The organism is Sphingomonas sp. HT-1 (assembly GCF_048568905.1).
Classification (GTDB): domain Bacteria; phylum Pseudomonadota; class Alphaproteobacteria; order Sphingomonadales; family Sphingomonadaceae; genus Sphingomonas.
In genome coordinates this window covers 2,083,430-2,106,012 of the sequence record NZ_CP183770.1, presented here as the reverse complement: position 1 = coordinate 2,106,012, position 22,583 = coordinate 2,083,430, and the positions used below count along the sequence as shown (strand labels likewise).

Below are 22,583 nucleotides of genomic sequence, written 5' to 3'. Positions count from 1 at the left end.
GGGCGTATCGTTCTTTATATGTTCTCTTGGCCCGTAACGGCCGCCGCTCTTTGACGTCGTCCGCTCATCATCCCTCGCCGCACAGATGCGCGCGAGCCCGAACTTCCTGAACTTCACGTCGTGGCGGGTAGCGCGCCTTTCGCTCGACCACCCTCGCCCTTCCGCCGCTCCGTGGCTCCCTCGCTCCCTTTCCCCTCGGTAGAGGGAGGGTGAGGGTGGCAGCAGGGTCGCAGTCCATCCGCAAAACCGCGTGAGACCCTAAACTTCCTAAACTTCAGGTCTCATCCCAGCCGATGACACAGCGCCGTCACCGCCGCCAAGATCGCGCACGAGCCTAAACTTCCTAAACTTCGCAATTTATGCAGCTATCCCGCGGTGGCGCGGATCAGCCCCGCTTCACCCGCGTCACATGCCCCATCTTGCGCCCGGGCCGGGCCTGGCCCTTGCCGTAGAGGTGGAGATGGGTGCCCGGCTCGGCGAGCAGTTCGGGCCAGCGATCCGCCTCGTCGCCGATCAGGTTTTCCATCTCGACATGGCTGCCGGTCAGCGCCGTCGAGCCGAGCGGCAGGCCGCAGATCGCGCGGACATGGTTCTCGAATTGCGAGGTCTCGGCGCCCTCGATCGTCCAGTGGCCGCTATTGTGGACGCGCGGCGCCATTTCGTTGAACACCGGGCCCTGCTCGGTCGCGAAGAACTCGCAGGTCAGCACGCCGATATGGCCCAGCGCCTCGGCGACGCGGCCGGAGAGTGCCGCCGCCTCGGTCCAGTGGCGGGCGATCTCGGCGGGGGCGGGCAGGGTGGAGCGGGCGAGGATGCCGTCCTTGTGCTCGTTCCAGGGCGGCGGATAGCTGGCCAGCGTGCCGTCGAGCCCGCGCACCGTAATGATCGAAAATTCGTGGCTGAAGCTGACGAAGCCTTCCAGGATCGCCGGCCGCTCGCCGATCGCCGCCCAGGCGGCCTCGGCCTCGGACGCGTCGTGCAGCCGCACCTGGCCCTTGCCGTCATAGCCGAGCCGCAGCGTCTTCAGGATCGAGGGGGCGCCGATCTTGGCAATAGCGTCGTGGAGCTCGTCGCGGGTGGTGACCAGCGCCCAAGGCGCGGTGCGGCCGCCAAGCTCCGCCACGAACGACTTCTCGTTGGCGCGGTCCTGCGCGATTTCCAGGCTTTTGGCGCCTGGTCGGACCGGTACCTTCGCCGCGAGATGCGCGACCGGCGCCAGCGCGACATTCTCGAACTCGTACGTCACCACGTCGGCGTGGCTCGCCAGTTCGTCGAGCACGATATGGCTGTGATAATCGGCGCGGGTGAAGCTCGAGGCGGTCTGCGCGGCGACGCTTTCCTCGTCCGGGGCCAGCACATGCGTGCGATAGCCGAGCTGGGCCGCTGCGACCGCGATCATCCGGCCGAGCTGGCCGCCGCCGAGGATCCCGATGGTGGAGCCGGGGGGAAGCACGTCGCTCATGCCGGTTCCTCCGCGACGCTTTCGGTCTGGGCGGTGCGCCAGGCCTTGAGCCGCTCGGCAAGTGCTTCGTCGGCGGTGGCGAGGATCGCGGCGGCGAGCAGCCCCGCATTTTTCGCGCCCGCCTTGCCGATCGCCAGCGTGCCGACGGGAATGCCGCCGGGCATCTGGACGATCGAATAGAGGCTGTCGATGCCCTTCATCGTCTTGGATTCGACCGGCACGCCCAGCACCGGCAGGTGAGTCATCGCCGCCGCCATGCCGGGCAGGTGCGCCGCGCCGCCGGCCCCGGCGACGATCACCTTCAGCCCGCGGTCTGCGGCGCCATGGGCATAGTCGTACAGCCGTTGCGGGGTGCGGTGGGCGGAAACCACCCGGGTTTCGTGCGGTACGCCCAGTTCGATCAGGATGTCGGCTGCGTGGCGCATCGTCTCCCAGTCGGAGGTGCTGCCCATGATGATGCCGATGAGTGGTGCGTCCGCCATTGCCTGCCGCTCTTGGGAAGGGAAGGCGGCTTGTTAGTGGCGCCGTGCCGCTAGGGCAATGGCCAAGGCGCCCGGCGCCGCGATGGCGCCGGGCAGGCCAGGTCAACGTTCGTTCAGATAGTAGCGGTCGGTGGCGTTCAGCGCGTCGTCCAGCTGGTAGACGATCGGCTGGCCGGTGGGGATTTCCAGGCTGACGATCTCATCGTCCGGGATGCCCGACAGGTGCTTGACCAGTGCGCGCAGCGAGTTGCCATGGGCGGCGATCAGCACGCGCTTGCCGGCCTTCAGCTCGGGGGCGATGCGCTGCTCCCAATAGGGCAGCACGCGGGCGATCGTGTCCTTCAGGCTTTCGGTCTGCGGGATCGGGATGCCGGCATAGCGGGGATCCTTGGCCAGGTCCCAGGGCGAATCCGCTTCCGGCAGCGGCGGCGGCACGTCGAAGCTGCGGCGCCAGATCTTCACCTGGGCGTCGCCATGCTTGGCGGCGGTCTCCGCCTTGTCGAGGCCGGTCAGCCCGCCATAATGGCGCTCGTTCAGCCGCCAGTCCTTCTCCTCCGGCAGCCAAAGCCGGTCCATCGCCTCCAGCGCGAGGTGCAGCGTCTTGATAGCGCGGCTCTGGAAGCTGGTGAAGCACAGGTCGAAGTCCAGGCCCTTGTCCTTCATCAGCGTGCCGGCGGCGGTGGCTTCGCGCACGCCCTGTTCGGTCAGATCGACGTCCCACCAGCCGGTGAAGCGGTTCTCCAGGTTCCAGGCCGACTGGCCGTGGCGGATCAGAACGAGGGTGGGCATGGGCGATCTCCTTGCATCGATATGCCGCCGTCCTTAGCGACATGGGCGACAGGGACAAGCGCAGGAGACGACGCGATGGTTCGGCAGACGCTGGTCTATGATGGCCCGGGCGGCCCCTTCGAGGGAAGCTTGGTGTGGAACGACGCGGTGGGCGGCACCCGCCCGGCCGTGCTGGTGCTGCCCAATGTGTTCGGCGCGAAGGATGCTGATGTCGAGAAGGCCGAGGCATTGGCCGGGTTCGGCTATGTCGCGCTGGTCGCCGACGTCTATGGCCAGGGCAAGCGCACTGTCGGCGGCGATCCCGGCTATGCCCGCTATATGGAGGAACTGAACGCGGATCGCGGCCTGTTACGGGACCGTCTGGCAGCGTCGCTGGCCGCCCTGGCCGGCCTGGCATTGGTGGACCATGCCCGGATCGCAGCGATCGGCTTCTGCTTCGGCGGCAAATGTGTGCTCGACATGGCACGTGCGGGGCTGCCGATCCTGGGCGGCGTCTCGTTCCACGGCGTGTACGACCGGCCAGACCTGCCCGCCGAGGCACCGATCGCTACGAAGCTGCTGGTCTGCCATGGCTGGGACGATCCGCTCGCGCCGCCCGATGCTACGGTCGCCCTTGCCCAGGAACTCACCGATCGCGGTGCCGACTGGCAGCTCCACGCCTATGGCCATGCCGGCCACGCCTTTACGGATCTAAGCCGCAAGGACAGTCCCAACCCGGCGATTGCCTACGAACCCCGCGCCGACAGACGCAGCTGGCAAGCGATGATCCAGTTTCTTGGCGAACTCTTCGCTTGAGCGGGCAGGGGCCGCCGGACCATGTGCCAGCGGCCCCCGTCTTCAATGCACGAAGCGCGCGACAACGTCGCGGTACGACCGTGACACCTTCACCTGCGCGCCCGAATCGAGCACCAGGAAGCACTCGCCATTGGTGTGCGGCTTCACCTGGCGAACCAGATCGAGGTTGACGATGGTCGAGCGGTGCACCCGCTGGAACCGGCGCGGATCGAGTCGCTTTTCCAGATCCTTCATCGTCTCGCGCAGGATCAGGGTGTTGTCGCCGGTGTAGATGCACATGTAGTCGCCGGCCGCGTCGATCCGCTCGATCGTGTCGACATCGACGCGGAAGATCTGGCCACGATCCTTGATGTTGATGAGCTTTTCGAAGCGGTTAGAGGCAGGCTCGGTACCGTCGCCGCTGGCGATATCGTCCACGGCGTCGGGCGCGACTTCCGCCAGCACTTCCTTCAGCTTCTCCACTTCCTCCACGCCCCGCTTCTCGGTGAGGCGCTGGCGGACGCGATCGAGCGTGTCGGCAAGCCGGGCCGGTTCAACCGGCTTCATCAGATAATCCACTGCCTGCGCCTCGAACGCTCGGATCGCGTGATCCGAATAGGCGGTGACGAACACGAACAGCGGCGGTTCCACCTCCATCAGTCCCTGGATGACGGAAAATCCGTCGAACCCGGGCATTTGGATGTCGAGAAAGACGAGGTCCGGCTTATGCGTTTTGATCGATCGAATAGCCTCGCGGCCATTGGAGCATTTGTCGATAATTTCGACATCCTCATGCTCCTGGAGCCGGAGCTCGAGTCCCTGGATCGCCAGAGATTCGTCGTCAACGAGGATGGTACGGATGGTCATGCGGCCTCTCGGTTCGGTTCCTCAAGCTGGAACGGTATTTCGATCTCAACGCTGAAACCTTCCCCGGGTTTCGTTCGAGTGTCGAAACGATGGTCAGGCCCGAAAGCCTGTGCCAACCGTTCCCGAATATTGGCGAGCCCCACGCCAGTGGAAAGCGTCGGCCTCGGGCGCGCTTCGATCAATCCCGGACCCGTATCGGACACGGCGATCTGCACCCTATCGCCGGTGAGCCGAGCCGAGACGGTGATATCCGCGCCCTCTTCCTGCGGACTGACGGCATATTTGATGGCATTTTCGACCAAGGGCTGCAGCAGCAGCGACGGCAACCGCGCCTTGGCGGCGCGTGGGTCGAGCTCGAAATGAGTGCGCAACCGCTCGTCGAAGCGCATCTTCTCGATCTCGAGATAAAGCTTCAGCGTCTCGATCTCCTGCGCCAGCGTGACGTGGGCGGTCGGCTCATTCGCCAGCGTGTAGCGCAAGAAGGAGGAGAGGCGGGACAGCATCACATTGGCCCGCTCGGTCTGCTTGAGCAGGACCAGGGTGGAGATCGAGTTTAGCGTGTTGAACAGAAAGTGCGGGTTCAACTGGTACCGCAGCATCGCCAGCTGCGCGCTCGACGCCTGGCTTTCTAGAATCTGCATCTGATCGATCTGCTGTTCGACGATCAGATAGAAATTGATGCCGAAATAAAGCGCCGACCAGCCCGCCAGCACTGTGAAGGTGAGGAAGCTGTAGCCGATTACACGGGCGACGGTAATGCCCGGCTCCGCTGCGGTGAACGAATAGGTGAAGGCCTCCAGCACCGCGTAGAGAATCGTACCCGCACCCAGTGTGGCCAAGGTGAGCAGGATCGCAGGGATTCGCGGCAGGCTGCGGTAGAAGCCGTACAGCGCGGAGAGCAGCAGCGTGAGGCAATAGCCGACGATCGCCTCGATAATCGCCTTGATGATTCCTTCGACCGAAAAGCCGTTAGAGATCGACGAGACCGAGCGCAGCAGCAGATAGCCGCTCCAGCCGGTTGCCTGGAGGATCCAGAAGGCCCGCCCCTTGTCTTCGAAGAAGGGGCGAGAAAACAGGTCGGGCTTGGAAAGGCCCAAGGTCCGGGCGCTGGTCTGCGGAAGCGAAGTCTTTGCCACGGCGCGCATCTATCACCGCCGCGCGCGGTGAGCAAAAAAAATGCCGGGCGCGTTTGGCGCCCGGCATTCCGAAGGTGGTCGAACGGTGCCGCTCAGAAGGTGAAGCGGGCGCCGATGCGGATCGAGTACAACGACTGGTTCGCATAGACCTGATCCGTGGGCGCGGTGAAGGTCGTCGAGCCGCCAGCCGGCGAGTAGCGATACTGAGCGCAGGGCTGTGCTGCACTGGTCGCCACCGTGCCCGCGCCATCGGGGTTGCCGCTGGTGGTGAGGCACTGCACGCGAACCACGGCCGCGTTGTACGGGAACACGTACTCGCGGGTCTGGCCCCAGTTCTTGTTGAGGAAGTTGGTGAAGTTTTCGATATCGCCGAAGATGGTCACGCGCGACTTGCCCAGGCCGGTCGGCAGTTCCTGTGCAACGTGGAGATCGATGCGGGTGAACCATTTCGAGTTGAAGGCGTTACGCGGTGCGATCTGGCCGCGGTACTTGCCAAGGCCGGACGCGTCGATGAACGCGTTCACCGCATTGCGCACTTCGGAGCTGCTGTACGACACGAGCGGATCGTTCACTGTCGGAACGTACATCAGATAGCGGTTTCCGCCAGCGCCGGTGCCTGAGCTCACGCCGGTCGTGCCGAACACCGAGGATCGGCCGCTGCCGAAATCCTGGAAGGTATAGCTGAACGGATGGCCGATGCGCGTTTCGCCGAACAGGGAGAAGGTGGTCTTGTAGTCCCCAACGAAAGCGCGTTCGAAGGTTGCGCCATATTTGAAGAAGTACTTCACCTGATCGTTGGAGATGCCATAGGCCACGTTGTTCGGATCAACGAACGCGCCGTTGCTATAGTTCGAACCTGCGGTTGATGACGTCGCCGGCGACTGGTCCTTTACGTCCTGATAGGTGAAGCTGCCGTTGATGTTGACGCCGAAGTCCCAGCTTTTGTCAAAGCGGGCGATGGCGATCAGCGCGCGACCCTTGTTGGTGTTGGTCAGGAAGATGTCGGTGTTGGTGTTGGTGCTGCCCGCGCCATCGATGATGTTCTGGTAGCGTTGGCGGCCGTCCGGCGTCAGCGAACCGGCGATCGGCTGCGAACGGATGTCGGTGAAGTACACTTGGTTGCGAACCTTCGAGTACAGGAAGTCCGCGCCGAACGTCCATCCGTCGACCGAGTATTCACCGGTCAGCGTAGCGCGCCACTGTGACGGCAGCTTGAACTGCGGATCCAGCGCGTTGACGGTGGCGTTCGTCGCGACCGTCGCGTTGGTGAGCAGCGTGTTGACCGCCCCCGGGATCGAGGTCCCGCTCACGTTCGACAGCGCCGCGTTGCCGATCGCGGCGTTGGTAGTGGCGCCCGAGAAGCCGGTCGCAGTGCGGTTGATCTGCACCGAGTTCGTCAGAACGCCGGTGTTCGAGAAGCTGTTCGACACATAAACGTCGGGCGTGCCGCCGCCGAAGATGCCGCCGCCGCCACGGATGCTCACCCGCGGAACCGGCTGCCAGTCGAAGCCGATACGCGGCTGGAAGAGGCCCAGACCGGAGAAGTTGGCGTTGTTCGACCCGATTGTGCGATACTGACCATTAACGATCGCGCCCGAACCGAAGCGCGCCGTGTACGCAGCGCTACGCGCCGGCGTGCTGTGCATCCCGTACAGATCGTAGCGCATGCCATAGCTGACGTTCAGCGTGGGGGTGACGCGCCACGAATCCATGATGCCGAACGTGTAGCTCTGGTACGAGAAGTTCGCTGCCGCATCGTTCGGAACCAGGGACGGGATCGCATTGCCATAGGACATCTGGTTGGCAGTGCGATTCTGCAGGTCCGCGATCGAGTCGAAGTAATAGTTGCCGGCGCTGTTCTGCAGGAACGAGTTGAAGACGCTGACGAACTGCATTTCGGTGAAAAGCCGCAGGTCGTGGTCGTTCTTGGTCACGCGAACCTGGAACAAGCCGCCCCAGGTATCAGTCTTCAACTGATTGGTCTGGCGCGAGCTGTCGGGACCGAACGACACGATTGCCGCGTTGTTTTCACACGCCGTCAGCGACGATCCGCTGACAGTCAGCGGAGTCGACGTTTCGTTGGAGCAGACGCGGAACTGCGCGAAACCGCGACCGAACAGCGGATCCTGGATGCGCGTGTAGTTCTTGTAGAACACGCGAGCTTCGGTCGAGAAGTCGTCCGACCAGTCCGAGTTCAGCTGCACGACGCCGGTGTGCAGACGGTTGCCCTGAATATAGGCGTTCGAAGCGAGACCAAGGCCGTACGGCTGGTTGGTGAAGGTGTTGTTGAGCAGGTTGATGGCGTCGTTGGCGTAGGTGTACGTCACCGACATGCGCTGCTTGTCGCTAATGTTGGCGTCGATACGTGCAACGACACGGTCGTCCTTGTCGCCCGAATCCCGCAGCACGCCGCCGGTGTTGTAGTTATAAACGCTGTTCGCGATCGCGCTGATGCGATCGATCTGCGCCTGGGTCACGCCCGGGATGACCGTGCCACCGTTGTTCCCGACGGGACCTTCGACGATGGGGCGGCCGCCGCGCAGACGCTCGCCGGCGACCATGAAGAACACCTTGTCCTTGATGATCGGACCGCTGAGCTCGGCGCCGAAGTTGTCGACCTTGAAGTTCGGGACATTGACCGTCACGCCCTTGGTCTTGTTGCCGACGAATTCGTCACCCGAGCGTGCGTAGAAACCGCTGCCGTGGAACTCATTGGTGCCGGACTTCAGTACGATGTTGATCGCGCCGCCCTGGAAATTGCCTTCGCGCACGTCATACGGCGCAACCTTGGCTTGGAACTGGCCGATCGCGTCGAGCGGAATCGGCGAGCGGCGGCTGGGCAAACCATCGGTGTTAAGGCCGAAATTGTCCGTGATCGGCACGCCGTCGACCGTGAAGCGGTTGTAGCGCGCATTCTGGCCCGCGAACGAGATCGCGCGGCCGCCCGTGGGGGTATCGTCCAGCCGCGCGAACGGATCGCGCCGCGACAGGTCGCGAATGTCACGGTTAAGGCTGGCGACGTTGGCGATCTGCTCGGCGGAGAGCACAGTTGCCGGCCCCTGCGAGATCGAGCGCGCACCGCGGACGGTGCTGGCGGTGACGACGATTTCCTGGCCTTGGGCAACCAGTTCGATCGGAAGATCGAACGACTGGGCGGCGATGGTATAGATGTCCGTCACCGACGAATTCGAATAGTTCGCCGCGGTTACTTCGACCGTGTACGGGCCGCCCGCGCGCAGACCGGTAAGCGTGAACGTACCGGTGGAATCGGTGCGGGCCGTGGAGCGGGTTCCCGATGCTGCATTGGTCGCGACAACCGTCGCATCCGGTACCGGAGCGCCATCAGCCGTCACGGTACCGCGGATGGTGGAGGTGGTTTCCTGCGCGTGCGCGGCAACCGGAATGAGCAGCGCGGCAGCTGCCACGCCTGCAAGATAGTGCGTTCGCATCGAGAGTTCCCTTTTTGAGCCTGTGGCTGCCAGTCGCGGCGTTTAACGCCATCTGTCTGGCTGCCCCCTGCTCGGCTTTGATTGCGGAATTGTGACAGTCAATACGCGCGGAACGTTCCCCAATGGTGCGTTGCAAAAACGCATCACTCCGAAGCGGTTACGATCGCCAACCAATCCGCTTCGCTGATCACCCGAACGCCCAGATCAGCAGCCTTTTTCAGCTTAGAACCGGCCCCCGGGCCGGCGATGACAAGGTCCGTCTTGGCAGATACCGAACCGGCGACGCGTGCGCCGAGGCGTTCAGCCTGCGCCTTGGCTTCGTCGCGGCTGAGCGTTTCCAGCGTGCCGGTGAACACCAGCGTCTTGCCGGTCACTTCCGAGTCGCGGGACTCCACCAGGAAAGGCGGCGGCGCCACTTCCCCCAGCAGATCGGTCCAGGCGGCGCGATTGTGTGGCTCATGAAAGAAGTCGGCGAGTGCATGGCCGACGGCGGCGCCGACATTCTCTACACCGATCCGCTCGGCGATCGCTTTGTCTAGCCGGGTGCGGTGCCGAGCCTCGGTTTCTCCGATCGCCGGCGGAGTCGCGTCGCGCAGCGCGATCAGTTCGTCTGCCAGCGTCTCCAGCGCGGCAAGCATCACATAGCGCTTAAGCAGGTCGCGTGCGGTGATCGCACCGATGTGGCGGATGCCGAGGCCGAACAGCAGTCGTGCGGCATCGGGTGCCCGCTTCGCTTCGATTGCAGCGAGCAGGCCGTCGACCGACTTTTCCTGCCAGCCTTCGCGACCCAGCAGCGCTCCCCGGTGACGGGCTAGGCGAAAAATGTCGGCGGGCTCGGCAATCCAGCCGAGGGCGATCAGTTCGATCAGCGTTTTTTCGCCCAGCCCGTCGATATCCAGGGCGCCGCGGCTGACGAAATGCTTGAGCCGCTCCAGCCGCTGTGCCGGGCAGATCAGCCCGCCGGTACAGCGGACATCGACCTCGCCTTCCTCGGCCACCGCTTCGGAGGCGCAGATCGGGCAATGGGTCGGGAAATGCCAATCGGAGCGTGGCTCGTCGCGCGTAAGGTTCTCGATGATCTGAGGGATCACGTCGCCTGCGCGCTGGAGGATCACGCGGTCGCCGGGCCGCACGCCGAGGCGGGCGATCTCGTCGGCATTGTGCAGCGTCGCGTTGCTGACGACGACGCCGCCCACCGTCACCGGCTCCAGCCGCGCGACCGGCGTGAGCTTGCCGGTGCGGCCGACCTGGATGTCGATCGCCTGCAGCGTGGTCTGCGCCCGTTCGGCCGGAAATTTATGGGCAAGGCCCCAACGCGGCGCACGGCCGACATAGCCGAGCCGCTCCTGCCAATCGAGGCGATCAACCTTGTAGACCACGCCATCGATATCGAACGGCAGGTCGGCGCGGCGCGTCTCGATAGCGCGGTACTGGACCAGCGCATCCGTCAGCGTGGGGGCGCGGACGAACAAGTCGGAGACCGGGAAGCCCCAGACCCGGATACGGTCGATCGCTTCGTACTGCTTTTCCGCGAGCGGTTCGCTCAGTTCGCCCCAACCCCAGGCGAGGAAGCGCAGCGGCCGCAGCCCAGTAACCGCGGAATCCTTCTGGCGAAGCGACCCGGCGGCGGCGTTGCGCGGATTGGCGAACTGGCGCGCCTCCTTGCCCGTCTCCAGCGCTTCGGCAAGCAGTCGAGCGTTGAGCGCCGCGAAATCGGCCTTGGCCATATAGACTTCGCCGCGCACCTCGCACACCGGCGGCGCCCCTTCGATGTGCTGGGGAATGTCTCGTATCGTGCGGACGTTGGGGGTCACATCCTCCCCGATCCGGCCGTCTCCGCGAGTCAGTGCCTGGACCAGTTCGCCATTCTCGTAGCGCAGCGAGCAGGAGAGGCCGTCGATCTTCGGCTCGGCGGTGAGCTCGACGGGCGCGTCTTCCTGCAGCTTGAGGAAGCGGCGGACGCGGCCGAGGAAATCGGCAACATCCTCCTCCGAGAAGCCGTTATCGAGGCTGAACATCTGTCGGGCATGGGCAATCTTGGCGAGCGGCCCGGTGGACGGGGCACCCACCTGCCGCGAGGGCGAGTCGGCACGGATCAACTCCGGGAAGGCGGCTTCGATCTCGGCATTCTGCCGGACGAGCGCGTCGAAGTCCGCGTCGCTGATCTCGGGCGCATCCTCGTCGTGATAGCGACGGTTATGGTGCGCGATCTCGGCAGCGAGGCGAGCGAGTTTGGCGGCGGCATCCTCTGGCGTGCGGGGCAGCGTCATGGCTCTGCGCTAGGGGATGGGGGCGGTTGATCGCAAGGGGCTTTGCGGCCATCACGTAAACCCATGCGTATTGCGATGATGGTGAAGGTAATTTTTGGGGCGCTGCTCTGGTTCGTGGTGACGCTGTGCTTGTTCCTTACGCTGGTGCCCCCCTTTCTGGACCGCATCTACTATCGCGGCGCTGAGACCGGGCATTTCGATGGGGAGCGTTTTGCCAACCCGGACGGCGGGACGGCACCCGCACCGGCGCTCGCTTTCGTGTTCCTCGCCCATCGCATTTCGAGCGCGGGACGCCAGCCGCCCTGGCCCACACATGTGCCGGTGATCCCCAGCCGGCCCCCGGCGCGGGTGGCCGGACAGGCGATGAGGGTGACTTGGATCGGTCATGCCACCGTGCTCATCCAGACGCAGGGCCTCAACATCCTCACCGATCCGGTATGGAGCGAGGCTGCCGGGCCGTTCGGATACGGCCCCCGCCGCGTTGCGGCCCCCGGCGTCAAGCTATCCGATTTGCCCGCGATCGATCTGATTGTCGTCAGCCACAATCACTATGACCATCTCGATCTGACTACGCTGAAGGCGCTGTGGCAGCGTGATCGGCCAATGATCGTTACCGGCCTGGGCAATGACAGCGTGATCGGGCAAGCGGGCCTGCCGGCGCGCGGGCTGGACTGGGGACAGCGGCTGACGCTGCGCCCCGGCATCAACGTGGTGGTGACGCGTAATCACCATTGGAGCAGTCGCTGGTTCGCCGATCGCAACCGCGCGCTCTGGTCCGGTTTCGTGGTAACGCTGCCGGGTGGCAACCTGTTCTTCGCCGGCGATACTGGGTGGGGCGACGGCAGATGGCCCAAGGAGGCGGCGGCATTGGGCCCGGTGCGGTTCGCTGCCATTCCCATCGGCGCGTTCCGCTTCAAGCCGGGACAAATGGCTTCAGACGCGCATATCGGCCCGCGCGATGCGATTCGGGTCTGGGAAGAGCTCGGCCGACCCTGGGCTCTGCCGGTCCATTGGGGCACCTTTCGGCTCTCCTGGGAAGCCTATCGCACCCCGCCGAACATGCTGGCAGCGATGCTCCGTTGTGGCGGGGCCAACTCTAGGCACTTCGTCGATCGCACGATCGGGCAGAGTTTCGAGGTACCAGCGATCGGCGTCCGCGGCGCCCCCGCGAGCGATCAAGGTATCGCGAAATGCCGTGCTGAGGGCGCGTTCGACCGGTTCCGCTGATCTTGAGCGCTCTGCTTGGCGGTCCTAAAATGCCCTCAAGGGTGCGGGGCATATGGGCGGCGACTATCAGACAACTATCGATCGCGCGGGCAGGGCGATAGCGGCGGGCAGTGTGCTGGGCGGATTGCTGATCCTGGCGCTGCTGCTGGCCAGCGGCCAGCGTTCGCCAGCCGGGCTGCTTGCCGGCGGGATGGTCGGCGCTCTGTGTGTCGCGGTTGCGCTGACGGCGGTCGCCGGACCGATCTGGTTGGCGTTGCACGCGTGCGGATTTCGCCGCGGCCGTCATGCCGCCTGGCTCATTGGTCTGCTTGGCCTGGGCCTTTTTGCTGGCGTGCAGGGGCACGGCACCGGCCTGTTCACTATCGCCCCTATCGATACGCGAAGCTGGTTGCTGGGACTTGCCGCCAAGACCGCACTTGGAATCGCCGTCGCAGCGGCGGCGGCGGGTATCGGGATAGTGATGTGGCGGATCGCCTATAGCTCGATCAGATCCTGAAATAGGACTCCGCTGCAGATATTTAGGATTCGATCTGCAGATGTTTCTCATGGTAAACTAGCCATGCTCGACAGAGAAGATGAGGGGATATCATGCGACAATTGCTTGCGCCGATCGCGGCGGCTTGTCTGGCGCTGCCCATCGCCGCGAACGCGGCGGAGGTCATCACCTTTACGCCACTTACCAACGCCGCCAACCACAGTGTTAGCGGGCCTTATAGTGAGAAGGGGCTGAAGTTCGCGATGTCGAACACGTTCGGTTTCTTCACCTGGGGGGCTGGCGCGGCGGCCAATGCCAATCCCGGTGGCGCGACGCTCGCTCCCTCTTTTACCGGCGATCTTACGATCAGCGCAGTCGGCGGCACCGCCTTCGATCTGCTGCGCTTCGACATCGCCGATGTGATGAACGCCGGCAATGGCGGGCCGATGACGTTCAGCTACGAGACATTGAGCGGCTCGGGTTCCGGGCTGTTCAATCTCGATCTCACGCCTGGGCTGCAGACCGTCTCGCTCAACCTCACCGATCTGACGCGCTTCACCGTCCAGGTGACGGCGCCTGGTATCCAAATGGACAACGTCACCTTCGCGCTTGGTACGACGGCGGTGCCCGAGCCGGCGAACTGGGCGATGCTGATTGGCGGCTTTGGGCTGGTCGGTGGTGTGCTTCGCCGCCGCCACGCGGGTGCGGCCGTCACTGCCTGAACAAAAAGGGGACGGGGCGCGGCTTTTCAGCTCTGCCGCGTCTCCCCATATTGGCTGCCATGGCCATTCAGATTCGGACCAATCTCGCGGAGCCCGAAACCGGGCAGAGCTTCATCCCTCACCGCCCGCAGCGCCCGGAAAAGGCCGAGGGCGGCAAGACATTCAAGCTCGTCTCCGACTATCAGCCCTCCGGCGACCAGCGCTTTGCTATTCCGGAACTGGTCGAGCAGGCGCGCGCCGGCGAGCGTGATCAAGTGCTGCTCGGCGTCACCGGCTCGGGCAAGACCTATACCATGGCCAAGGTGATCGAGGAATTGCAGCGCCCCGCGCTGATCCTCGCGCCCAACAAGATCCTCGCCGCGCAGCTCTACGGCGAGTTCAAGAGCTTCTTCCCAGAAAACGCGGTCGAGTATTTCGTCAGCTATTATGACTATTACCAGCCCGAAGCCTATGTGCCGCGGTCGGATACCTATATCGAGAAGGAAAGTTCGATCAACGAGGCGATCGATCGGATGCGCCACTCGGCCACCCGCTCGCTGCTTGAACGCGATGACGTTATTATCGTGGCCTCGGTTTCATGCCTCTATGGCATCGGCTCGGTCGAGACTTACTCCGCGATGATCTTCGACCTGAAGAAGGGCCAGGTGGTCGACCAGCGCGAGATCATCCGCAAGCTGGTGGCGCTCCAGTATAAGCGCAACGATGCCGCCTTCGGGCGCGGCGCGTTCCGCGTGCGCGGCGACAATCTTGAGCTGTTCCCGTCCCACTATGAGGATACCGCCTGGCGGATCAGCTTCTTCGGCGACGAGATCGAAGAAATCGTCGAGTTCGATCCGCTCACCGGCAAGAAGGTGGCGAGCCTTAATTCGGTGCGCGTCTATGCCAACAGCCATTATGTGACGCCGGGGCCGACGCTCAAGCAGGCAATGGAGGGCATTCGCCACGAACTTGCCGAACGGCTGAAGGAACTGGAGGCTGAGGGCAAGCTGCTGGAACTGCAGAGGCTGGAGCAGCGCACCAATTTCGACCTGGAGATGATCGCAGCGACGGGTTCCTGCGCGGGCATCGAGAATTACAGCCGCTTCCTCACCGGCCGCCTGCCCGGCGAGCCGCCGCCCACGCTGTTCGAGTATCTGCCCGAAAACGCGCTGCTCTTTGTCGACGAGAGCCACCAGACGATCGGCCAGATCAACGGCATGTCGCGCGGCGACCACAAGCGCAAATTGACGCTCGCCGAGTACGGCTTCCGGCTGCCGAGCGCGATCGACAACCGGCCCTTACGCTTCAACGAATGGGACGCGATGCGGCCGCAGACCACCTATGTCTCGGCCACCCCCGGCGACTGGGAAATGGAGCGCACCGGCGGCGTGTTCGTCGAGCAGGTGATCCGCCCCACCGGGCTGATCGATCCGCCGGTGGAGATCCGGCCGGTCGAGGAGCAGGTGCAGGACTTGATCCAGGAGTGCAAGGCGACCGCGGCCAAGGGCTATCGCACGCTCGTCACCACGCTTACCAAGCGGATGGCCGAGGACCTGACCGAATATATGCACGAGGCGGGCGTGAAGGTCCGCTACATGCACTCGGACACCGAGACGCTGGAGCGCATCGAGCTGATCCGCGACCTGCGGATGGGCGTGTACGACGTGCTGATCGGCATCAACCTGCTGCGCGAGGGCCTCGACATCCCCGAATGCGGGCTGGTCGCTATCCTCGATGCCGACAAGGAAGGCTTTCTGCGTTCCGAGACATCTCTGATTCAGACGATCGGTCGCGCCGCGCGTAACGTTGAGGGCCGCGTGATCCTCTATGCCGATCGCATGACCGGCAGCATGGAACGCGCGCTTGCCGAGACCGGCCGCCGACGCGAGAAGCAGATGGCGTATAACCTCGAGCATGGGATCACGCCGGAGACGGTGAAGAAGAATATCGGCGACATCATTGCCCATGTCGCTTCGAAGGACGGCGTCACCGTGGAGATAGATGCGGACCGTCCGCACATGGTCGGCCACAATCTGCGCGCGTACATCGAGGAGCTCGAGAAGAAGATGCGCGATGCGGCTGCCAACCTGGAGTTCGAGGAGGCCGGCCGCCTGCGCGATGAGATTCGATCGCTGGAGGCGGAGGAACTCGGCCTGCCCGAGGGCGAGCGCAAGGCGCCGATCATGGGACGCTCGAACGAGGGTAAGCCGGGCACGCGCAAGACGCGGTTCGGCAAGCAGACCACGACGAAGTTCGGAGGTCCACGACGGGGGTAGTGCTGCGGCAAGCCGTTGATTTTCGCCGTCGCTTCAGCGACACTGCGACTTAGCAGCCGAAGCAACCGGCCGATCAGGGGAGATGCCGGATGAAACAGCGTGCAATGATCGCGTGCGTTGCGCTTGCGGTGCTGGCGGCATGTGGCGGCGGCGGAACTGCTGGCGGCACCATTACGCCGCCGGCCCCGAGCCCGACACCCACGCCGTTGCCGACACCGAGTCCTTCGTTGACGCCCGCGGCCCCGATGGCGAGCTACACCCCCGCCGCCGCGTTCCGCCCCACCGCCGGCGTGGCGATCCCTATCGGCAAGTGTGTCAACTTGGGGAATCATCTCGAGGCGCCGGTCGAAGGCGCCTGGGGACGCGCGATTGTCGACGGTGATTTCGCGATCATCAAGGCAGCCGGCTTCGACACGATCCGCCTGCCGGTGCGCTGGTCGAACCATGCAATGGCTGCAGCGCCCTATACGATTGATGCGGCGTTTCTCGCGCGCGTGCGGCACGTGGTCGACACCGCGCGAGCTGCCAAGCTCAACGTGCTACTCAATCTTCACCATTATGACGAAATGGCCACTGCGCCCGCTGCCCATGCAGAAAGGTTTGCGATGTTGTGGAAGCAGATCGCAGCGAGCTTCGCTGACGAGCCCGAAGCCAGCGTTTGGTTCGAGCTGATGAACGAGCCCAATGGCGCGCTCAACGACAGCAACCTGCTCGGCATCCTAACCCCGGCGCTGGCGCAAGTGCGCGCGACCAATCCGACGCGCGCGGTCGTCGTCGGCGGGCAGAACTGGAGTGGGGTGTCGTCGCTGGCGACGCTGCAACTACCGGACGACCCGCGGCTGGTGGTGACGATCCACACCTATGATCCGTTCGATTTTACTCACCAGAATGCGACCTGGCTTGCCCCGGGCCGGGTGCCGCCGCTCGGACGGAGCTTCGGCAGTGCGGCCGATCTGCGCGAGCTCGACGCCAATCTGGCGGCAGTTCGCGCCTACATGCAGCGTACCGGTCGGCAGGTGTTCGTCGGCGAGTATGGCGCCAATGACGATCCTGGCGTTCCGCTGGCGCAGCGCATTCTCTATTACGGCACCGTTTCCGCCGCCTATGCGTCGATCGGAGTGCAGAGCTGCGCCTGGGCCTATGCCAACACCTTCCGACTGCGTGACGGCGCGTCCTGGCTGCCCGGCATGATGGAGGCGATCCGCACTACGACAACGCTGCAATAGCTGCGCGTCTGCGGCGGGCTGCGGCGCGCGTGCGGGGGGTAGCGGTTGAGGTGCTGCTCACACTCGCCCATAAGCCGCGCATGCGTTTGCTTTCCCTGCTCGCCGGTGCCGGCATCCTTGCGATTGCCGGTTGCGTGCCGGCGCCTTCGACACCGCCGCCCGCACCCGCGCCGCGACCCGTTATCGTGCCCACTCCGACGCCGTCTCCCACCCCGGCGCCGGCCGCAGATTGGCGCGACTGGCCGCTCACCCCCGGCGACTGGCGCTACCGGGCCGCTTTCTCGGGCGGCAGCGCAACCTATGGTATCGCGGGGATAACTCCCGTTGCCATCCTGCGCTGCGACCGACCGGCACGCCGCGTGACGCTCTCCCGAACCGGCACCGCGCCCGCGACCCTCACGCTGCGCACCACCAGCGCCGTCCGTGTCATTCCTGCCGCCCCGGACCCGAATATGGCCGGCATGTTAGCCCTCCACTTCCCGGCGAACGACAGTGTCCTCGATGCGATCGGCTTCAGCCGCGGACGGTTCGTGATCGAAGGCGGGGGGCTGCCGGTGTTGGTGATACCGGCCTGGCCGGAAATCCTGCGCGTGGTGGAGGATTGCCGCCAATAGGACGATGTGGCTCGCCAGTTTGGCCCAGACCCCCAGAATCGCACCGATAAAAATCTTTTACAAGACTTGTTCTGCGACTCAGGGTCATCCTACATGTCAAGTGTGTCGAGAGGCACAGGCTCTTCAACAAGCGAAAGGAGGTGATCCGATGTCTCATGGTTCAGCAGTGAGGTCGGTTCAGTTCGTTCGGGAGACGCGCCGCTGAGCTTGTCGCGCGGACGGAAGTCCTCCGTCCGTGGTGTCGTGCGGGAGGTATCCTCCTCCAACCAACGCCGGCAGCTGCAAGCAAAGCGGTCCGCATGGTCTCCCGGGCTGGAGCTCTCCGGCCGCTGACCATGTCGGGGGTCGCCGGGTACCCAGGAGTGGGGCCCGGCGGCCTCTTTCATTTTTAGCCACATCCTTTCCGCCATTTTGGTTGGTTAGGAAATCCTTACGCTTCCGATATGGACTTGCCCCAACTTGGCTGAGGCCGAGTCGGGAAGGCAGAGATGCACGCTCCAGGGAACGTCGGAGCGGAGCACCGCATGGGGCATACAGGTCAGGGAGACGCGAGCGTGGTGCGCGACACCTGTCTCCGCACCATGCTGGAAGCACTGCCTTCGCCGGTCCTGCTCATCGACCGCGCGGACCGCGTGGTCGAAGTCAACGCGGCGTTTTGCGCGCTGTGCGGCAATGACCGCAACTATTGGATCTCCACGCCGCTTGACGCCTATCTCCCGCCTCATCAGGTGCAACGCTTCCTCGCCGAGCACGCGCAGGTCTTCGCGACCGGTGAGGATCTCGAAACCGAGGAAATTGTGCGGGGACAGGACGGACGGTATCGGTACGTCGTTACGCGTCGCCGTTTGATCGATCTTCACGGCGAGTTGCTGGTGCTGACGATCCTCACCGACGTCACCACCTTGCGCGAGGCCGAAGCACGCGTCCGCCATCTCGCCTATCACGATCCGCTTACCGGGCTGCCCAACCGCACTGCGCTGAACGAGCAGGTGGACGCGATGCTGGCTACGCAGCCTTCAGCGCATCCCGCGTTGCTACTGATCGACCTTCATCAATTCAAGGACATCAACGACGCTTTCGGCGATAGCGTCGGCGATGCTCTTCTGCAGGCTTTCGCCAACCGACTCGCGGGCGTGGCCCGCGAGTCGGACCGAGTTGCCCGCACCGGCGGGGACACATTCGCACTGCTGATCGACGACTGCCAGGGCGTCGCGGCGGCCGAAGCGGCGTGCCACCGGCTGCTGACGCTGTCCGAGACGCCATTTGCAAGCCCGGCGGGCGCAGTGACGCTTGGCCTATCGGTCGGATGCGCTTGGGCCGAGCCGGGCGTGGGGGCGGCGGAACTGCACCGCCGTGCCGAGTTCGCATTGTACGAAGCCAAGCAGCAGCCTGCCAACGAATTTCGGTTGTTCGATTGTGCATTGGCTGCCGAGGTACAGGCCCGCCGCACCATGGAAGCGGATCTTCGCGCGGCGCTAGCGGCGGGGAACCAGCTTGACGTCCACTATCAGCCGGTGATCGATGCGAGCGGCCAAAGGGTCGTCTGCGTGGAAGCGCTCGTGCGCTGGAATCATCCACAGCGGGGAACGATCCCCCCTGCCAGTTTCATTCCGATCGCTGAAACGAGCGGTTTGATCGTCCCGCTGGGCGAATGGGTGCTCGATCGCGCGGCGGCGATGATGGCCAAATTCCCGAACATCGCGCTCGCGGTGAACCTTTCGCCGATTCAGCTGCGGAGCCCGGAGATCGACACCCGTGTTTTGACGATCTTGGCGCGACACGGCATGAACCCGGCGCAATTGCAGCTGGAAGTCACCGAAAGTGCGATGCTGGCGATGGACGCATTGGTGCAAGCGCGTCTTTCACGCCTGCGCAGTGCGGGCGTGCAGCTGGTGCTCGACGATTTCGGCACCGGCTATTCCAGCCTGTCGCATCTGCACAAGCTGGCCATAGACCGGGTGAAGATCGACCAGAGTTTCGTGCGCGATCTAGGCAGCTCGCAGGATGCACGGGCGATCATCCAGGCAGTGCTCGGCATCGGACAGTCGCTGGGCATTGGGGTAACCGCGGAAGGGGTGGAAGACGAGATGCAGCAGCTGTTCCTGCGCGCGTCCGGCTGCAACGAATTCCAAGGCTACCTCTTCTCCCGCCCACTCAACGCGCCAGATGCGGTGGCCTTTCTCGAAGCCCATCGAGCGCGCGAAGCGGCCTGAGCCGCGGCTATCCCTCGCGGGCGAGCGCCTTTAGCCGATACAGCGCCTCCAACGCGTCGCGTGGGCTGAGCGAGTCGACGTCGAGCCCGTCCAGTTCGGCGCGCACGGCATCCACCGTCTCGGCCTTAGCCTGAGCCGCCGCTGCGAAGAGCGGCAGATCGTCAAGGCCGGCTGCTAGCCCCCCGGTCTTGGCTCGGCCTGCTTCCAGCTTGTCCAGCACCGCCTTGGCCCGCTTTACCGTCGCCGGAGACATGCCGGCGAGCCGAGCGACGGCGATACCATAGCTGCGATCGGCCGGCCCCTCCGCCACTTCGTGCAGCAGGACGAGATCGCCCTTCCATTCGCGGGCACGCACATGGTGCAGGGTCAAGGCATCGCAGCGCTCCGCCAGCCGAGTGAGTTCGTGGTAATGCGTCGCGAAGAGGCAGCGGCAGCGGTTTTCCTCGTGGATCGCTTCCACTACTGCCCAGGCGATTGCCAAACCGTCATATGTGGAGGTCCCGCGGCCGACTTCGTCCAGGATCACGAAGCTGCGTGGCGTCGCCTGGGCCAGGATCGCCGCGGTTTCGACCATCTCCACCATGAAGGTGGAGCGACCGCGCGCGAGATTGTCCGACGCGCCGACGCGGCTGAACAGTCGGTCGACCAAGCCGAGTGTCGCTTTAGCTGCCGGGACATAGCTACCGGCCTGGGCTAACACGGCGATCAGCGCATTCTGACGGAGGAAGGTGGACTTACCGCCCATATTTGGGCCGGTCACAAGCCACAGTCGCGAGCTTTCCGACAATTGGCAGTCGTTCGCCACGAACCGGCCGCCCGCGCGGGCCACGGCCGCTTCGACGACGGGATGGCGCCCGCCCTCCACATCGAAGCAGCTATGATCCACCAGCGCCGGACGGGTCCAGCCGCCTTCGGCAGCGCGTTCGGCCAGCCCTGCCGTAACGTCGATACGCGCCAACGCATCGGCTGTCGCGGCAATCGCTTCGCGGCGGGCGAGCGCCTGGCCCGTCAGGTCTTCGAGATGCGCTGCTTCGGCGGCGAGGGCATGAGCGCCGGCCTGCGTTACCTTGACGGCGACGTCGTGCAACTCGGGCGCATTGAAACGGACGACGCCGGCAAGAGTCTGCCGATGGGTAAAGCCGCTGTCCGGCTTCATCAGCGCATCGGCAGACCGCGCAGGCACCTCGATATGGTAGCCGAGCACGCCGTTGTGCCGGATCTTGAGCGCCGAGATGCCGGTCCTAGCCCGAAAGGTGCCTTCCAGCGCAGCGATCGCCCGTCGACCGCCCGCGCCGGCGTCGCGAAGATCGTCCAGCGCGGCATCATAGCCCTCGGCGACATAGCCGCCGTGCGAAGCGTCGACCGGGGGCTCGGGCACCAGCGCACGGTTGAGCAGATCAATCAGCGCCCCATGTCCGCGGAGCTGGGGCACCAACTCCCGAAGCAGCAGCGGGGCATCGGCGATCGCACCGAGCCGTTCGCCGAGTCGCCAAGCGCCGTCGAGGCCGTCGCGGAGCTGGCCTAGATCTCTCGGCGAACCGCGCCCCGCAGCAAGCCGACCAAGCGCGCGACCGAGATCGGGCAGGGCGCGCAAGGTCGCGCGAACGCTTTCCCGTAGGCCGGAATCGTCGTGGAGATACTGGACAAGGTCGAGCCGAGCGTCGATCGTCGCCCTGTCCATCAAGGGCGCGGCAATATCGGTGCCGAGCAGCCGGGCGCCGGCGCCGGTGACGGTGCGGTCCACGGCGTCGAGCAGGCTGCCCTTGCGCGTCCCAGAGGTGCTGACGGTCAGCTCCAGGCTCTCGCGTGTCGCCGCGTCGATCGCCATGGTTGCCTCGGCGCGGCTGACGCGGGGCGGTCGGAGGAAGGGTAGCGATCCCTTGGCCGTGTGCTCGAGATAAGCGACCAGCCCGCCCGCCGCCGCGAGCCCTGCGCGCGAGAACTGGCCGAAGCCGTCGAGCGTGGCGACGCCGAACAGCCGCTTCAGCCGAGCCTCGCCGCCGGCGCTGTCGAAATCGATCCTCGGCCGAAGTGCGGTCGCGAGTTCGGGGAATTCGGTAGCATCGCCGGCGATCGTCTCGGCGGGGTTCAGCCGGGCGAGCTCGGCGTCAAGCCGCGCTGCCTCGGTCTCGATCAGTTCGAAGCGGCCCGTCGAGATATCGGCGCACGCAATCGCAACGCCACCCCCAGCCTCCCCTACCGCCGCGCACCAATTGGCGGAGCGGCTGTCGAGCAGGGCTTCCTCAGTCAAGGTCCCCGCGGTAACGACGCGGATGATCGCGCGGGCCACCAGCGCCTTGGAGCCAGCACGCTTCCTCGCTTCTTCGGGCGTTTCGGTCTGATTGGCGATGGCGACCCGGTGACCCGCCTTGATCAGCCGCGCGAGATAAGCTTCCATCGCGTGCACCGGCACGCCGCACATCGGGATCTTCTCGCCGTCATGTTCACCGCGCGCGGTGAGTGCAATATCGAGCACCGAACTGGCGACCTTCGCATCCTCGAAGAACAATTCGAAAAAGTCGCCCATGCGGTAGAACAGCAGGCAATCCCCCGCCTCTTCCTTGAGCGCGAGATACTGGGCCATCATCGGAGTAGGGGCGGCGGAAGACATCGCGTCTCGCT

Annotated in this window: 16 protein-coding genes; 8 read left to right on the top strand and 8 right to left on the bottom strand. The window is 64.8% G+C overall.

Features of this window, described 5'->3' with window-relative positions; translation table 11 throughout:
• Positions 1-385: 385 nt before the first annotated feature.
• The 3 genes from ACNFJ7_RS09680 to gpmA all read right to left on the bottom strand — a co-directional run bounded on the left by ACNFJ7_RS09680 (position 386) and on the right by gpmA (position 2,733).
• A complete protein-coding gene (locus tag ACNFJ7_RS09680) occupies positions 386-1,462 on the bottom strand; it encodes a 5-(carboxyamino)imidazole ribonucleotide synthase (protein WP_019367669.1) in 1,077 nt (358 codons plus the stop codon).
• On the bottom strand, positions 1,459-1,944 hold the full coding sequence (gene purE / locus ACNFJ7_RS09675) for a 5-(carboxyamino)imidazole ribonucleotide mutase (RefSeq protein ID WP_019367670.1): 486 nt from the start codon (positions 1,942-1,944) through the stop codon (positions 1,459-1,461). The genes ACNFJ7_RS09680 and purE overlap by 4 nt, the downstream gene beginning before the upstream one ends.
• 102 nt (positions 1,945-2,046) lie before the next feature.
• Positions 2,047-2,733, bottom strand: a complete 687-nt coding sequence (gene gpmA, locus ACNFJ7_RS09670) for a 2,3-diphosphoglycerate-dependent phosphoglycerate mutase (RefSeq protein ID WP_019367671.1) — start codon at positions 2,731-2,733, stop codon at positions 2,047-2,049.
• Between the two features lie 75 nt (positions 2,734-2,808).
• Here gpmA and ACNFJ7_RS09665 point away from each other — a divergent pair, with 75 nt between their 5' ends.
• A complete protein-coding gene (locus tag ACNFJ7_RS09665) occupies positions 2,809-3,528 on the top strand; it encodes a dienelactone hydrolase family protein (protein WP_019367672.1) in 720 nt (239 codons plus the stop codon).
• Positions 3,529-3,570: 42 nt separating this feature from the next.
• Here the strand turns inward: ACNFJ7_RS09665 and ACNFJ7_RS09660 are convergent, their stop codons facing one another.
• The 4 genes from ACNFJ7_RS09660 to ligA form a co-directional block, all read right to left on the bottom strand.
• Complete coding sequence (locus tag ACNFJ7_RS09660; RefSeq protein ID WP_019367673.1) at positions 3,571-4,374, bottom strand: LytR/AlgR family response regulator transcription factor; 804 nt, start codon at positions 4,372-4,374, stop codon at positions 3,571-3,573.
• The gene (locus ACNFJ7_RS09655) at positions 4,371-5,519 is read right to left on the bottom strand and encodes a sensor histidine kinase (RefSeq protein ID WP_019367674.1); all 1,149 of its coding nucleotides are present in this window, start codon (positions 5,517-5,519) and stop codon (positions 4,371-4,373) included. Before ACNFJ7_RS09655 ends, ACNFJ7_RS09660 begins: the two co-directional genes overlap by 4 nt.
• A gap of 83 nt (positions 5,520-5,602) precedes the next feature.
• Positions 5,603-8,959, bottom strand: coding sequence for a TonB-dependent receptor (locus ACNFJ7_RS09650; RefSeq protein ID WP_019367675.1), 3,357 nt, complete (start codon positions 8,957-8,959; stop codon positions 5,603-5,605).
• Positions 8,960-9,102: 143 nt separating this feature from the next.
• Positions 9,103-11,229, bottom strand: coding sequence for an NAD-dependent DNA ligase LigA (gene ligA / locus ACNFJ7_RS09645; protein ID WP_019367676.1), 2,127 nt, complete (start codon positions 11,227-11,229; stop codon positions 9,103-9,105).
• 63 nt (positions 11,230-11,292) lie between these two features.
• Between ligA and ACNFJ7_RS09640 the strand changes: the two genes are divergently transcribed.
• The 7 genes from ACNFJ7_RS09640 to ACNFJ7_RS09610 all read left to right on the top strand — a co-directional run bounded on the left by ACNFJ7_RS09640 (position 11,293) and on the right by ACNFJ7_RS09610 (position 19,961).
• On the top strand, positions 11,293-12,456 hold the full coding sequence (locus ACNFJ7_RS09640) for an MBL fold metallo-hydrolase (protein ID WP_019367677.1): 1,164 nt from the start codon (positions 11,293-11,295) through the stop codon (positions 12,454-12,456).
• Positions 12,457-12,508: 52 nt separating this feature from the next.
• The gene (locus tag ACNFJ7_RS09635) at positions 12,509-12,952 is read left to right on the top strand and encodes a hypothetical protein (RefSeq protein WP_019367678.1); all 444 of its coding nucleotides are present in this window, start codon (positions 12,509-12,511) and stop codon (positions 12,950-12,952) included.
• Positions 12,953-13,044: 92 nt separating this feature from the next.
• On the top strand, positions 13,045-13,653 hold the full coding sequence (locus tag ACNFJ7_RS09630; RefSeq protein ID WP_058805493.1) for a PEPxxWA-CTERM sorting domain-containing protein: 609 nt from the start codon (positions 13,045-13,047) through the stop codon (positions 13,651-13,653).
• A 59-nt stretch (positions 13,654-13,712) separates the two neighbouring features.
• Positions 13,713-15,908: an excinuclease ABC subunit UvrB gene (uvrB, locus tag ACNFJ7_RS09625; RefSeq protein WP_019367680.1), complete on the top strand. Its 2,196-nt coding sequence runs from the start codon at positions 13,713-13,715 to the stop codon at positions 15,906-15,908.
• 89 nt (positions 15,909-15,997) lie between these two features.
• A complete protein-coding gene (locus tag ACNFJ7_RS09620) occupies positions 15,998-17,134 on the top strand; it encodes a glycoside hydrolase family 5 protein (RefSeq protein WP_236704555.1) in 1,137 nt (378 codons plus the stop codon).
• 80 nt (positions 17,135-17,214) lie between these two features.
• Complete coding sequence (locus tag ACNFJ7_RS09615; RefSeq protein WP_019367682.1) at positions 17,215-17,748, top strand: hypothetical protein; 534 nt, start codon at positions 17,215-17,217, stop codon at positions 17,746-17,748.
• 524 nt (positions 17,749-18,272) lie between these two features.
• A complete protein-coding gene (locus ACNFJ7_RS09610; protein WP_152997955.1) occupies positions 18,273-19,961 on the top strand; it encodes a putative bifunctional diguanylate cyclase/phosphodiesterase in 1,689 nt (562 codons plus the stop codon).
• Between the two features lie 7 nt (positions 19,962-19,968).
• On the opposite strand, the gene mutS is transcribed toward ACNFJ7_RS09610, so the two are convergent.
• On the bottom strand, positions 19,969-22,548 hold the full coding sequence (mutS, locus tag ACNFJ7_RS09605; RefSeq protein WP_019367684.1) for a DNA mismatch repair protein MutS: 2,580 nt from the start codon (positions 22,546-22,548) through the stop codon (positions 19,969-19,971).
• Positions 22,549-22,583: the final 35 nt, after the last annotated feature.